Genomic DNA, 14,457 nt, shown 5'->3' on the forward strand with positions numbered 1-14,457 from the left:
AGCCCTATAGTTTTATGACCGACCTTAAAAGGTGCATTTCAATAATATCCAGCAAATCAAGCTTTTCGCTCTTGCTGCTTGAGTAGGTTATCTTCTTCTCATAATTTTTCTCTATTTGCTTTTTATCTTCATTTTTCTTGTTTTCATTTTTCATGATCATAACCTCGCATTTAATCGAATATAAGTTTTTTGACATTGGTAGGTGCTTGGCAGCAACATAGGAATCTCACCTCCGCCTCTTATTCCAGACGAGCCGGCTTAAACTATTGAAGTATCATTATCACTACTTGTTTCAACGAACAGATTGCCACATCTGTTTTTATGTATTCTTATTTATCGCTCGCTTTCTTGTTTCCTTGATTTATCAGTATTCATAAAACCAAAATTTCTTTCAGCAGAAAGGTCATGGCGTAAGTCATAATTCTCCACAAGTAGATAAAGTCCTACCTTGGTCTATTCAGTTGTCAAAGAGCAATATTTGAAAGGGATTGTTTTCTTTACATTTTCCTATTTGCCATAAGCAGGCACATCTCTTACTCAAGAAAGTAAAGGAGGTCAAACTCCCCTTCACTTTACATAAGGAAAATTTGACCCCTTTGGTTACCAAAGTTTTAAAGTTCTTCGATAAATTTTTTCAACTTTTCAAGAATTTTGTTTCTTCTTTTGATTAAAGCCGGATGTGTAATACTTTTGAGCTTTGCCACTGAACGAACCGTTTCATCATTGAAATACAGTCTTTCGATAATATCTCTTTCTTCTGCATTAAGTCTTGATATAGCACTTCTGACTGCTTCAATCATCATCTGTGTTTCAACAATCTTTTCTACATCAACACTTTCATCAACAATATTATCTACAAAATGTCCATCATGATCCATTGAAGAAAAAAAGAGCAAGTGGTTTTTCTTGTCCACCTGCTCTAAATACTTTTCGTGTTCTTTTTCTCGCCAGTAGACTTTATATATCTGCTCGCTGACTTTAACCTTTTGCCCGTTTACATAAAGGTAATATTCTTTTGGCATTTTATTTCCTCCATTTCTTTTTGTCTGCGTTTTTAGACAAAAAAAGGAGGACTTCTGCACATAGGCATAATAAGTCCTCTGAAATGAAAGAAACTTTCTCTTTCTCTATATTTTAAATTTGATTGTTTATGATAATTACCAGTATCAAAAAGGGCTATTGTTTTTTTCTATATGAATAACCGACCCTACATAACACATAGTAATTACCTCCACTATTTAATCCATTTTTCTTTTACCTCACCTTTAAAAATACGCATTAAATCACTCCTACTTTTTCAGAATTCTTTTTTCTACTTATCGTTCTATGCACACTTATGGCAAATGGTATTGTTATAAGCGTTGTTATGAAATCCGAAACGGCTTGAGCGTATATAACACCGTTTAATCCGATAAACTGGGGCAAAACCAGAATTATAGGAATAAATACGATTCCTTGTCTACAAATATTCAAAAAGCCTCCCTCAAGGGCTTTGCCCATTGAAAGATACAATGTAGAGTAAGTAAATTGAAATCCAAATGTAACAAACATTATTACACCTGCCCTTAATGCAGGAACCGCAATTTTTAGAACATCATCACCAGTTCCGAATATTGATAATATACTTGGTGCAAAAATATAAATAATAGCAGTCCAAGCTACACAAAAAATGTTAGTCCATTTTATACAGCATTTAATTGCCTCATCTAATCTTGTATAATTTTTCGCTCCGTAATTAAAACCTGCTAACGGTTGTAATCCTTTCATATATCCAAATACTACATTTGTTCCTAATGTAACAATTCTGAGAACTATTCCCATAGCCGCAATTGCTTCTTCTCCATATAATGATGCAGACGAAGATATTTTACTGATAGATATACTTGAAAACACCTGTAGTAGAAACATAGAAATTCCTACTTTTAGAATTTCTTTATAGATACCGGATGTAGGCTTAAAATTAATTAGTCTTATTTCAAGAAAACTTTTCCCTCCTTTGAAATAAAACAGATACATTAAACCTGTTACCAATTGGGAAATTAAAGTTGCAATAGCAGCTCCTTTTACACCTAAATCAAACTTATAAATAAAAACTGGATCTAAAATCATATTAAGTACGGAGCCTACAATCATTGCTTTCAAAGAAACTTTAGCCGCTCCTTGTGATACTGCTATATTTCCTGAAGTTACATTTATTGTGCTAAATATTGCACTTGCGATAAATATACCAGCATATATCTTTGCCATATCCATAATCGAAGGAATAGCACCCATGAATTTTAGAACTTCAGTTAAGAACAGAAATAAAAGCACTCCTACTGTCAAACCGATAACAGCACTTGAAAACATTGACACTGTTGCGACAGTATCTGCTTCTTTCTTATTTTTTCCTCCTAACAAACGAGAAATATATGAACCTGCTCCCGCACCAAAAGTTAAACCTATTCCGGAAAATATTAATGAAATAGGAAATGCAACGGATACAGCAGCAACTGCTTGTTTTCCCAAACCAGATACAAAATATGTATCCACGACATTATATAATGCCATCACCAACATACTTATAACCATTGGCATTCCAAGTTTAAAGAGTGCCTTTGTTATATTTTCTTCGCTCATAATTTTTACTTTATCGTTCACTTTATACTCCCTTCATCAGTCTTTTTTCGATTCTATTTGTTTTGTTATCATCTTGTAATAATGACCCTTTTTCTCAAATAATTCTGCATGATTTCCAATCTCTTCTATTTTTCCTTTATTCAGCAAAATGATTTGATCTGCATTTTTTATCGTATGAAGTCTGTGTGCAATAACAAACACTGTTTTTCCTTTTATTAAATGCTCAAAGGCTTTGTTAATCTTCATTTCATTATCCGCATCTAATGATGCTGTGAATTCATCTAATAGTAATATTGGAGCATTTTTCAAAATAGCTCTGGCAATACTAATTCTTTGCTTTTCACCTCCAGAAAGAGATGTTCCTCCTTCAGCGACTTTCGTATTATAGCTCTCCGGCAATGAAGTGATAAAATCATGACAACAAGCTATTTTTGAAGCCTCTATTACATCGTCATAACTTGCATTCGGATTTCCTATCAGAATATTGTTAAATATAGTATCTGATAGCAAAATATTTTCTTGGAACACAGCTCCAACTGAAGCTAATAAACTATCAGGATTGATATTTTTAATATTCTTATTGCCAATTAAAATTTCTCCATTTGTTACATCCCAAAATCTTGCAACTAAATTCATTATTGTACTTTTCCCTGCCCCAGATTCTCCAATTAGAGCTGTTACACTTCCCTCATTTGCCGTAAAACTTATATTATGCAATACCTCTTTATTATCATCGTATGAGAAATAAACATCTTTAAATTCCACAGAATAACTACATATTTCATCTTCCTTATTATCGAAATCAAATGTTTTATACTTCATAACTTCATCCAAATTATTGGAAGCAATTTTCAGGTTTTTTAGCATAATATAGTATCTTTCAAATGAGCTTAAAATCCCTGACAAAGCAATTCCCATAACCATGAAAGCGATAAGTGATTCTCCTTTAAAATCTCCTTCTAAAAACAAATAGCCCCCACCCAACAGAGTCATTGGGATTATGAAATTCACTAATGAAGCATATAGTGCTGTTGGTAGTGCCAACTTCATTTCAGTGCTAATGCCATTTTTTCTCACTAAATCCATATTGTTTTTTAATCTCTCGAAATTTGATGCCTGCATATTATATGCTCTGAAAACCTTAATACCGCCTATATATTCCAATACAGTGGAAATCATAGTTTCATTTATCCTTCGTTTATCTATCTCCAGTATTTTGGCTGTTTTTTCTCCAAAGATTAAGATAGGAATGGAAAGAAAAATCACAAAGCATTCTGCAAGAGCCAGTTTATAATTGATAAAAAATGTACCAATTATCAGAAATATACACATCGTTGCCATTTTTATTAAGAATGGCAATGTGTGTGAAAGCAATCCTTCAAAACTTGTCAAATCATTTGTTAAAGTATTGATTAAATATCCTTTGCTATTTTTATTAAAGTATCCTAAACTTAATTTTCTAAAATGATTAGCTAATTTAATTCTCAATTCCCCTGTAATCTCAAAAGAATTTTCAAAAGACATTAAGTAACTTTTTCTATATGCTAAAATTCTCAGTATCACAGCCGCCAGACATACAACAGTATATTTGACTACGCCGTTCATATTTAATGTCCCGTTGAAAATATCAATAATCGTCAAATACAAAATAAAATATGTCACCATACTTCCTAAGCTGTCTAAGCACATAAGAAATATAGGGAAATACAGTTTTCCAAAATTTTTTCCTATCAATTTTTTTATATCTTTAACCATACTATCCCCCCTACTCAACATAATTTTGTATATAAATATTCCACATATCTGCATAATGCCCGCCTAAATCAATAAGCTCATTATGTGCCCCTTGTTCAACAATTTTCCCTTTTTCAAAAACCACAATTTTATCAGCATTCTTTATTGTGTGCAGTCTGTGAGCAATCATAATCACTGTTTTATTCTTTAATAAGTTCTCTAATGCAATTTGAATCTTATGTTCATTTTCAATATCGGAATAAGATGTCGCTTCATCAAAAATAATAATCGGGGCATCCTTTAAGATCGCTCTTGCAATGCTGATTCTCTGCTTTTGACCTCCAGATAATTTAAAGCCTTTATCACCAATTTTAGTTTTATATCCATCAGGCAAGCCAGAAATAAAATCATGTATTTGAGCATTTTTGGCAGCATAATATACTTCTTCTTCATTGACATTTAAGCCCATTCTGATATTTTCAAATAATGTATCCTCCATAATAAAGACATCTTGAAAAACAAAAGAAATTGATGCCATAAGCGAGTCCGTACTTAACTCATTAATTGGAATACCGGATATTCTAATTTCGCCACTGTCAACATTCCAATACCTTCCTATCAGTGTTGCAGCAGTCGTTTTACCTGCTCCCGATTCACCAACAAATGCAGTAAATGATTTAGGCTCTATCTTCATTGAAATATTTTTCAATACAAGGTTGTTTTCATCATATCCAAAATTCACATTTTCAAATTCTATTTCTAACGATTCTGATTTAACCCTTTTTTCGCCGTTTTTTTCAACAGGAGCAGAAAATAATTTCTTTATATTTACAAGCCCGCTATTTAGCTCTATTCTTCCCATAGCGATATTGAACAAATTAAAAAATGTTCTATAAAAACACATCGTCAATAACATAAATACAAGTAATTCTTGTGATGAAATCAATTTATTTAAATATAAATAGCCTCCAATAGGTAAAGTAAATAGCACTCCTGAATCTAAGATTACAATCGTGAATGCGAGTGGATAACAAGAGCATTTAGCCATATCTTTAAGACATTTAGTATATTTTTTTGATGATTTGCTTAAGCTGACAAACTTATCTGCTGTCAGTCCAAACATTTTTATTATGGACATACAGTTCACATATTCATTCGTTACTCCCATCACCTCCGAAAATGTATTGGTATACTTCATTGTTAAATCTGGATATTTTCTCATCATGAATGTAGGTAAAAAAACACCCACAATAACGGGTATTATCATAACCAATGTCATCCAAATGTTTATACGAAACATTAATACAATCGCTATAACAGGAATTACTATTGCCTGAATTATCTCAACTAAATTATGTGCTATAAAGACCTCAAGTTTTTCTATATCGTCAAATAACGCTGCTTTTAATTCTCCTGTTGATTTATTGTTGAAAAACCCCAAATTTACTTTTGATAGATATTCCAAAGCTTCCATTTTTAAACGGTGCATAATGTTGTAGGCTGCGACATGAGTACATATCATTGTTGCCGACATCAAAATATTTTGTAAGATGGTCGATATAACCATAACCAATGACCACATCAATACTGTATGAATGTTTAGAGTCTTACCTATTAAAGATAAAATCATCTGATACAAGATAACATAGGGGGTAAATGATAAAACTCCACTGAATATCCCTAACAATACACCTATAAAAATTTTGACTTTTTCATATTTCAACAATGAAAATATACTTATGTTTTTTTCATCAAGTCTTTCCATGTTCTCTCACCTCTTTATCGTTTATTATCACTAATAGGGTATGATAAAGGAAAAAATAAATCAACATATTGCATTTCATAAATAATCCAGTCTAAATATTGATGTAACCCCTTTATTTAAGCCATTTTTATCGTTTTTTTCGTTTAATAATTAAAAATATCGTGATATAAATTTGGTTGATTATGATATTAAATTATGGTAGAATGATATAATGATAAGGAGGTATGTTTCATGAAAAAAACAGTCATTAAATATTACGAAGAGCTTCCACAAAATTTGCATTTTTATAAAATAGAAGAAGAGTCAACATTAGGTAATAATTTCTACCGAATGAATGCCGAATATGGTTGTGGTAGTGTGCAAGTAATGAATTTCCACAATCAATTTCTAATTATTATTGCCGACTTTATCCCAAGTAACAATTTTGAAAAGGTATCTGAAATAGAAGAAGAATATTTTGAAATCAGTCAATTTGAAACAGATTCCAGTTACTTCAAGGTAGGCGGAAAAAAAGTGAAACAAGTAGATAAGGGAATTTGTTGTTATGCAAATACAAGAAAAAGTGCCTATGCTTTTTGTGAGTCAAACAAATCAACCTGTTTTACAAAAGTAATCATAACAAAGAAATACTTTGATTCATTTTTAGAAGAAAGATTTGGTAATGCCTATGAAACCTCAAAAGATGCTTTAGACTTTCTTGTAGAAAACCCCAACTCTCCGGAATTAAATTTTGTTTTTCAGCAAATAAAAGATTGTCCTGCTGTTGGAAATACCAGAAATTTATATATGGAAGGAAAGGTAATTGAAATACTTTCGCTTATAACAAACACGATAGAAATGAAAAAAAATCGTCCTCATATTTCTGTAAAATTAGATCGTAAAGACAAGCGTTCATTGAATAAAGTTATTACATTCATGAAACATAATCTTTCATCCTATCCTTCTATTGAAGAATTGTCTAAAATAGCTAATATGAGCTGTTCTCGTTTCCAAATGGCTTTTAGACAAGTATACGGGACAACTGTTTACGAGTATCTAAAAGTAATGCGAATGAATTATGCTCTTCTTTTATTACAGGATACGGATGATAAGATTTATCATATTGCTCTAAAAGTCGGATACAAAAATGCAGGGCATTTCGCAAAAATTTTTAAATCAACATTTAAGATGAGTCCTATGGAATATCGTAATATTCACCATCTATAGCATATATGGTATCATGATATTTTTTATATGTATCACAATATTTTAACTTATTGTTCTTATACCTCTTCTTAAATCCTTATTTTCAGCGATTAAACATGGACTTTTAGCGTTTTTTTAATGAAACTAATCGCCCTTGTTTATAAGTCTAATATAATGTAAAATGTGAGTTAGTTAAGCTAGGCTAACTCACATTTTTTAGTTAAGGAGGGATTATTTTGAGAATCATAAATAAATTTTTCAGATTGGTTTTAGTGCTATTTATGATCAGTATAATATCCTTTTTTCTGGCAAATATATCCTCCATTGACTCTGCTGAAACAATCGGACATCATCTGTATGGTAATCCAAGCCAAGAACAAATTGAAAATATTCGTATAGAGAAAGGATTGGATAAACCTGCACCTATTCAATATATAAAATGGTTGCAACACGCATTGGTTGGTGATTTAGGAATATCCTATCAAACATCAAATCCTGTATTAAGCGATATTAAAGATAAACTTTTTGCCACTGTTAAACTGGTAATTGTATCTCTTTTTTTTATTGCGGTGATTACTATTCCTCTTAGTTTAGTTTCAGCGTACAAAAAAGATACTTTAATAGATAAATCTATTCAAGTTATAACCATATTAGGTATTTCTGTGCCTTCATTTTGGCTCGGATATGTACTTTTATCTATATTTGCAATTAAACTTCCCATTTTTAAAGTTGTCGAATACGGAAACTTTAGAAGTTTGATTCTTCCAGCAGCAACTCTGGCAGCACCTGTTATTTCTTCATCTGTAAAGATATTAAGAACCACACTATTAGAAAATTCCGAGCAGGAATATGTTACATACGCCAGAGCAAGAGGATTATCCTACAAAAGAATATTATACGCACACATTCTAAAAAACTCTCTTCCCCCAATGATTACTTTATTTTTTCAAAATATAGGAATGATGATTGCAGGAAGTGTAATTGTGGAGAATGTATTCTCATGGCCGGGACTCGGAGCATATTTTATGTCAGCCATTGTAAATCGAGATACTCCAGCAATTACCGGTTGTATGTTAATACTTGGTATGATCTTCGTTATATCAAACTATGTATCCGAAAGTATCAATCATTTTTTAAATCCTCATATTTTTACTATAGAGGAGGATAATTAAATGTTTCGCAAAATACTTGCCAACAAACAACTATTATTCGGTTTATCACTGATAATAATTTTTATTACTATCGCTATATTCGCACCATTGATTGCACCAAATAACCCTTATGAAGTAGACATTAGCCAGAAGTTTCTGACTCCATCTCACAACTTTCCTTTAGGTACAGATCAATTAGGGCGTTGTGTTTTATCAAGGCTTATTTATGGAGCCCGATACTCACTTAGCATTGCATTTCCAAGTATTTTCATTTTAGCCTTGATTAGTACCATTGTCGGAACTATAAGTGCTTGGTTTGAAGGTTTTTTAGATAAACTAATTTTGTTGCTTTGTGATGTTTTTATGGCATTTCCACCTATTGTCATTGTTCTATCTCTTTTAGGAATACTTGGTCAAGGCAGCATAAATTTAATCATTTCCATAATTTTATCTATGTGGATTTGGTTTGTAAAAGTAATTAGAAGTTATGTTCTAATTGAGAAAAGGAAGAACTATATCATTGCAGCTAAAATTTCAGGATGCAACTCCATAGAAATTATAGTTAAACATATATTTCCTAATATTGCTCCTCTCATAGTTGTGTATTTTAGTACAGGAATTGCAGCTATTATTCTAATGATTTCAGGTTATTCCTTTTTAGGCGTAGGACTATCTGAAAACATTCCGGAATGGGGAATTATGTTGTCAAACTCAAAACAATACCTATACTCAAATCCAACACTTATTATTTATCCCGGATTATGTATTCTTCTAACTTCTGCCGGATTTAATATTTTTGGAGAATCTTTAAGAGATGTACTTTCCCCGAAGGAGGATTAGATATGAATACACTACTTCAAGTTAGAAATTTAAGTGTGATACACAGAAAAACAAAACAGAAATTGGTCAATAATGTAAATTTCAGTCTTAATAAGAGCGAGATTTTAGGTATTATCGGTGAAAGTGGAAGTGGCAAAACATTAACTTGTCGTTGTATCCTTGATCTGTTGAGTAAAAAAACATTTGATATAAGCGGTGAAATTATATTTGAGAATAAAAACATCATTTCTTTACCTGAAGAAAAATTGAATTTAATTCGTGGAAATAAAATAGCACTAATAATGCAAAATCCTATTGTTGCCTTTGATCCTATGACAAGAATAGGCAAGCAAATGATTGAATCAATACAAATACACAAAAACTTACACAAAAATGAGATTCTATCTATGTTAGAGAAAATGCTAATCGAATTTGGAATGAAAGATGTCCACAGAATTTTTCGCAGTTTTCCTTCTCAGCTAAGCGGAGGAATGTTGCAAAGATTGATGATTATATTAGCTTTGTCATTATCTCCCGACATAATAATTGCAGATGAAGCTACGACTGCACTTGATATAAAAACTCAATCTACTGTTTTAGATGAGTTTAAAAAGATAAAGGAAATGGGAATTTCACTTATAATCGTTACTCATGATTTTGGCGTAATCGCAAAACTTGCTGATAATGTAGTTGTTATGAAAGATGGGAATTTTATTGAAAGTGGAACTGTATACGACATATTTGATTCTCCAAAAAACAGCTATACCAAAGAACTTCTACTTTCCAATCTTTTGAAAGGAGGTAAAAAAAATGATTGTTGCAAATAGTTTGAGTAGAAAATATCAGTGTGATTCATCGGGTAATAAGGAGTTTATATCTGTAGATAATGTTTCATTTACTTTACTTCCTAACTCATCTTATTCACTGGTTGGTGAAAGCGGATCTGGAAAAAGTACACTTTCTCTAATGCTATCTGCCATTCTTTCCCCCAGTGAAGGCACAATTTATTTTAATGATAAAGACATATGGAAAATGAATAAAAAAGAACTTCTCGCTATGAGAAAAGATATGCAACTGGTATTGCAAGACAGTTCTGGAGCTTTGAATCCCAGAAAAAAGATTTGCGAAAGTCTGTATGAACCTATCAGCAAATTATGCCACTTAGATAAAGCAGAAATCAACTCATTGATTTTATCAACATTACAAAAAGTGGAACTTCCTGAAACGGTTTTATCTAAATATCCCCATGAGTTATCTGGCGGACAACAAAGTCGAGTTTGTATAGCAAGGGCAATATGTGTAAACCCTAAATATATTATTTTCGATGAGTCTGTCAGTGGATTAGATTCAACTGTACGCAAGAAAATTTTAGACCTTCTCATAGATATAAGAATACAAAACAATATTACCTACTTATTTATTACTCATGATATTGATGTTGCTCTATATATGGCAAATCACATATTTGTTATGAAAGGAGGAAAAATAGTGGAAGAAATACCTAATGCTGTTTCGTATGATTCATTTCATGGAGAATATTCAAGGGAGCTCATCAATGCCCTACCTCCTAAATCTCCATATGACAGATGATTTACGAAACTACTTAAAGTTAATGATGGGCAAAAACAAAAAAATATAGTTTAAAGAAAGGATGTGTTTTTATGAAAAATACAAAAAAATTTTTAGGAGTATTACTTGTATTCGTTATGATACTATCTATTACAACGGGTTGCAGTTCAAAAAACGGAAATGAAAACTCACAAAAAACAAAAGAGTTAACATTCTGTGAAAGTTGGAATTTTGATGGAGGTTTCTCCGTCTTTCAAGAACCTTTAATGGCAAATGGAACTTTCGGATTGTTATACTACATTCCCAACTTCTATGAAACGCTTATAAAATATGAAAATGGAAAAATTACTCCGGGACTTGCTGACAAGTGGGAAGTCAGCAAAGACAACATGACTTATACTTTCAACCTAAAAAAGAATATTAAATTCTCTGATGGGGAAGAATTAACTGCCGAAGTGGTAAAGAAAAATTTTGAAAATGTTGGTAAAAATTTAGGAACATACAATGGTTTCTTTGGTTTAACAAGCACACTGATAGAAAAAGTTACTGTTATTGACAAGCATACTGTATCCGTAAAGTTATCAAACCCATATTATGGAGCTCTTACAGATTTTACACTTCCTTTGCCAATGGGAATTATGTCACCAAAAGCATTTAATGAAGATGGTTCTCTATCCGACTCAATTAAAAATGCTACAATGGGAACCGGTCCGTATATGTATGATGGTAAGAAAGAAAATGATACTTATACATTTGTGAAAAATCCGAATTATGACCGTAAAAAAGTTGATGTAGAAACTTTTAAGATCAAAGTTATTCCAGATAACGATGCAAAATTACTTGCTCTGAGAAACAATGAAATAGATATGATTCTCGGCACTAACAACCTAAGCTATGATTCTTATAACACTTTGCAGAAAGATAAGAATTTTACAGGAAAAACATCAGAAACAGTTATACAGACCAGATATGTTGGAATCAATTCGGACATCGCTCCATTTAATGATATTTCAGTTAGAAAAGCTATAAATCATGCCATAAATACCGAGTCCATAAGAAAAAATATTTTAGGCGATGTAGAAAAAGAAGCAACTTCTATATTAGATAAAAATTTGCCATATTGTAATGTTGACACCGAATCATACTCTTATTCTGAACAAAAGGCAAAAGAATTACTTGAAAAAGCAGGTTGGAAAGATCAAGATGGCGATGGCATTCGTGAAAAAGACGGTGTTAAACTTTCTGTTAATATTTCTTGTGCCAGTGAACAAGCTATGCTAAAAGATATTTCTGAAGCCATTGCAACAGATCTAAAGAAAGTAGGATTTGAAACGAAAACTTCCAGTTCTGAAACAATGAATCATTTTAAAAATGTTTCTGAAGGAAAATATCAAATGGCGATTGGAATAACATATAATATTCCTATGGATCCTTACAGACTGGTTGCAGCATTTTCCAAAAATCCTGTCATGGATAATATGACATCAAAAGCATTAACCAGCATGAAAAATTCAGATGAAGCAATTAGAAGTTTAAACGCAATGACTGATGAAAAAGAAATACAAAAAGTATACAATAGTATTATAACTGCACTACATGACGATGCTGTATTGATTCCTATTTCAAGAACAGTAGGAATGACTACTTTAAACTCCAGCAAAATAGCTGATTATACATTCAGTTTTGAACCGGATTATTTAGATGTATCAAACATAAAAACAAAATAAATTAAACTTGCTTAACGCTTGCTACAAATCATTCTTTTGTAGCAAGCACAGTAAGTGTGTACCCACTTACGAAAAATCGATGAAGCAGCCCCTCGTGGAGTTGCTTCTTTTTTTATCAATTTTAGCTTGTTAGGGAGTACCCTAAGACCCCAGATTTTATGAAAGGAAGTAACAAATATGGCAAATAGAATTAGAAATATACAACTTAAAATCAACTTGACGGAAAAAGAAAAGGCACTCTTTGAAAAGAAAATGAAGATGGCAAAGTGCAAGACCATGAACCATTTTTTAAGAAAAGTAGTATCTGAAACAGATATTTATGTTGTTGATTTACAGCCCTTTAGAGAAATTCAGGGACTACTTTTTCGATACGCAAGTAGCGTAAATCAAATTGCTAAACGAGTTAATTCAACAGGAATTGTCTATAGAGATGACATTAAAGATATGCAGTCCCAAATTGAACATCTATCAAAAGAAATATGGCAAATACATTCCCTACTGCTCAATAAAACTACAAACAAAGGAGATGACATATAAGTGGCAATCACAAAAATACATCCTATAAAATCTACACTTAATCTTGCTATTGATTATATTACCAACGAAGAAAAAACCGATGAAAAGATTTTGGTAAGCACTCACAACTGCTTTGCTTCTACTGCTCATACATCTTTTTTAAAGACAAGAGAAGATAACAAAGTGAGTGGTTCTGTACTTGCAAGACACCTTATTCAATCTTTTCTACCCGGTGAAGTAACGCCCGAAATGGCACATCAAATCGGTCTTGAACTGTGTAAAAAGATATTAAAGGACGAATACGAATTTGTACTATCTACTCACATAGATAAAGGGCATATCCACAATCACATCATATTCAATAATGTAAATATGGTTACAGGCAAATGCTACCAGTCCAACAAGAGAAACTATCATCAAATTAGGTATCAAAGCGATAAACTATGCAAAGAAAATAATCTATCTGTTATTGATGAGTTCTACGAAACTTATAGGAAGAAATACAAGACTAATGGTAAGTCTTGGTATGAAAATGACCAATTTAAGAAAGGTACTTCTTGGAAAAGTAAGCTTCAATTTGATATAGATAGAGCTATTAAACAATCCAAAGATTGGGATGATTTTATAAAGAGAATGGCTGCCCTTAATTATGAGATCAAATATGGAAAACACATTGCATTTAAGCACAAGGACAAAGAAAGATTTACAAGAGCTAAGACTATCGGAGAAGATTATACTGAGGATAGATTAAAAGAGCGTATCTTAGATAATGCTAATCAAAGAACCTATGCTGTTAAAAAACGTATCGGAAATATTATAGATATTGCAAATAATGAAAAGATAAAATCAAGCAGAGGCTACGAGTATTGGGCTACAAAACATAATTTAAAAACTGCAGCCAATACTGTTCTTTTGATGCGTGAAAAAGGATTTAAGTCTATCTCCCAGCTTGATGAATACATTAAAGAGAGTGCATTAAAAAGACAAGATTTACAGGATCAAATCAAAGTTATTGATAACAAAATTTCAACTCTATCAAATACTATGGAGCAAGTTCATACTGTTACGAAGTATCGTCAAATTTATCTAGCTTATAAGAAAGATACGACTGATAAAGCATTTTATGATGAATATAAATCACAGATTATCTTGTATCAGAACGCCCTTGCAGAACTCAAAAAATCCTACACAAAGCTCCCTAATTCTAAGGATATTTTAAAAGAGCTTGATTCACTGCACGAAAAAAAGAATACCCTAATGCAAGAGTATTCTTCTGCAAAATCCGATATGAAAGAATTGTATCAAATCAGAAAAAATTATGAGAAATATATGGGTAAGGAGATGGAGAGGTAAACATCTCCTTTTATAATAA

General features: G+C 31.8%; 13 protein-coding genes. 8 read left to right on the forward strand and 5 right to left on the reverse strand.

Translation table 11 applies throughout. From position 1 onward, the window contains the following. Nucleotides 1-4 precede the first annotated feature (4 nt). The 5 genes from HMPREF3181_RS07825 to HMPREF3181_RS02170 all read right to left on the reverse strand — a co-directional run bounded on the left by HMPREF3181_RS07825 (nt 5) and on the right by HMPREF3181_RS02170 (nt 6,118). Nucleotides 5-154: a hypothetical protein gene (locus HMPREF3181_RS07825; RefSeq protein WP_002843633.1), complete on the reverse strand. Its 150-nt coding sequence runs from the start codon at nt 152-154 to the stop codon at nt 5-7. Nucleotides 155-611: 457 nt separating this feature from the next. Beyond that, on the reverse strand, nt 612-1,022 hold the full coding sequence (locus tag HMPREF3181_RS02155) for a sigma-70 RNA polymerase sigma factor region 4 domain-containing protein (RefSeq protein WP_002843645.1): 411 nt from the start codon (nt 1,020-1,022) through the stop codon (nt 612-614). Between the two features lie 256 nt (nt 1,023-1,278). Next, nucleotides 1,279-2,640, reverse strand: coding sequence for an MATE family efflux transporter (locus HMPREF3181_RS02160; protein ID WP_002843655.1), 1,362 nt, complete (start codon nt 2,638-2,640; stop codon nt 1,279-1,281). Nucleotides 2,641-2,655: 15 nt separating this feature from the next. Further along, the gene (locus tag HMPREF3181_RS02165) at nt 2,656-4,374 is read right to left on the reverse strand and encodes an ABC transporter ATP-binding protein (protein WP_068472566.1); all 1,719 of its coding nucleotides are present in this window, start codon (nt 4,372-4,374) and stop codon (nt 2,656-2,658) included. Nucleotides 4,375-4,384: 10 nt separating this feature from the next. Then, nucleotides 4,385-6,118: an ABC transporter ATP-binding protein gene (locus HMPREF3181_RS02170; protein ID WP_002843630.1), complete on the reverse strand. Its 1,734-nt coding sequence runs from the start codon at nt 6,116-6,118 to the stop codon at nt 4,385-4,387. 231 nt (nt 6,119-6,349) lie between these two features. On the opposite strand from HMPREF3181_RS02170, the gene HMPREF3181_RS02175 reads away from it, so the two are divergent. The 8 genes from HMPREF3181_RS02175 (at nt 6,350) to HMPREF3181_RS02210 (ending at nt 14,438) form a co-directional block, all read left to right on the forward strand. Further along, nucleotides 6,350-7,324 (forward strand): helix-turn-helix transcriptional regulator, encoded by a 975-nt coding sequence (locus tag HMPREF3181_RS02175; protein ID WP_002843648.1) that lies wholly within the window; start codon nt 6,350-6,352, stop codon nt 7,322-7,324. Between the two features lie 215 nt (nt 7,325-7,539). After that, nucleotides 7,540-8,475, forward strand: a complete 936-nt coding sequence (locus tag HMPREF3181_RS02180) for an ABC transporter permease (protein ID WP_002843642.1) — start codon at nt 7,540-7,542, stop codon at nt 8,473-8,475. Continuing rightward, a complete protein-coding gene (locus tag HMPREF3181_RS02185) occupies nt 8,476-9,294 on the forward strand; it encodes an ABC transporter permease (RefSeq protein WP_002843647.1) in 819 nt (272 codons plus the stop codon). It begins immediately after the preceding gene. Nucleotides 9,295-9,296: 2 nt separating this feature from the next. Next, nucleotides 9,297-10,100 (forward strand): ABC transporter ATP-binding protein, encoded by an 804-nt coding sequence (locus HMPREF3181_RS02190; RefSeq protein WP_002843643.1) that lies wholly within the window; start codon nt 9,297-9,299, stop codon nt 10,098-10,100. Next, nucleotides 10,084-10,863, forward strand: coding sequence for an ABC transporter ATP-binding protein (locus tag HMPREF3181_RS02195; protein WP_068472568.1), 780 nt, complete (start codon nt 10,084-10,086; stop codon nt 10,861-10,863). Before HMPREF3181_RS02190 ends, HMPREF3181_RS02195 begins: the two co-directional genes overlap by 17 nt. 71 nt (nt 10,864-10,934) lie before the next feature. Beyond that, nucleotides 10,935-12,569, forward strand: a complete 1,635-nt coding sequence (locus tag HMPREF3181_RS02200; RefSeq protein ID WP_068472571.1) for an ABC transporter substrate-binding protein — start codon at nt 10,935-10,937, stop codon at nt 12,567-12,569. Between the two features lie 177 nt (nt 12,570-12,746). Next, a complete protein-coding gene (gene mobC / locus HMPREF3181_RS02205) occupies nt 12,747-13,106 on the forward strand; it encodes a plasmid mobilization protein (RefSeq protein WP_002843650.1) in 360 nt (119 codons plus the stop codon). Further along, complete coding sequence (locus HMPREF3181_RS02210) at nt 13,107-14,438, forward strand: relaxase/mobilization nuclease domain-containing protein (protein WP_068472572.1); 1,332 nt, start codon at nt 13,107-13,109, stop codon at nt 14,436-14,438. Nucleotides 14,439-14,457 lie beyond the last annotated feature (19 nt).

It is taken from the genome of Parvimonas sp. KA00067, from assembly GCF_001553085.1.
Classification (GTDB): Bacteria; Bacillota; Clostridia; order Tissierellales; family Peptoniphilaceae; genus Parvimonas; species Parvimonas parva.

What these genes read in the sequence shown, in the direction of transcription:
- HMPREF3181_RS02155 (WP_002843645.1), bottom strand. Translation starts at nt 1,022, where the DNA reads ATGCCAAAAGAATATTACCTTTATGTAAACGGGCAAAAGGTTAAAGTC.
- HMPREF3181_RS02175 (WP_002843648.1), top strand. Translation starts at nt 6,350, where the DNA reads ATGAAAAAAACAGTCATTAAATATTACGAAGAGCTTCCACAAAATTTG.
- HMPREF3181_RS02165 (WP_068472566.1), bottom strand. Translation starts at nt 4,374, where the DNA reads ATGGTTAAAGATATAAAAAAATTGATAGGAAAAAATTTTGGAAAACTG.
- HMPREF3181_RS02200 (WP_068472571.1), top strand. Translation starts at nt 10,935, where the DNA reads ATGAAAAATACAAAAAAATTTTTAGGAGTATTACTTGTATTCGTTATG.
- HMPREF3181_RS02190 (WP_002843643.1), top strand. Translation starts at nt 9,297, where the DNA reads ATGAATACACTACTTCAAGTTAGAAATTTAAGTGTGATACACAGAAAA.
- mobC (WP_002843650.1), top strand. Translation starts at nt 12,747, where the DNA reads ATGGCAAATAGAATTAGAAATATACAACTTAAAATCAACTTGACGGAA.
- HMPREF3181_RS02170 (WP_002843630.1), bottom strand. Translation starts at nt 6,118, where the DNA reads ATGGAAAGACTTGATGAAAAAAACATAAGTATATTTTCATTGTTGAAA.
- HMPREF3181_RS07825 (WP_002843633.1), bottom strand. Translation starts at nt 154, where the DNA reads ATGAAAAATGAAAACAAGAAAAATGAAGATAAAAAGCAAATAGAGAAA.
- HMPREF3181_RS02195 (WP_068472568.1), top strand. Translation starts at nt 10,084, where the DNA reads ATGATTGTTGCAAATAGTTTGAGTAGAAAATATCAGTGTGATTCATCG.
- HMPREF3181_RS02185 (WP_002843647.1), top strand. Translation starts at nt 8,476, where the DNA reads ATGTTTCGCAAAATACTTGCCAACAAACAACTATTATTCGGTTTATCA.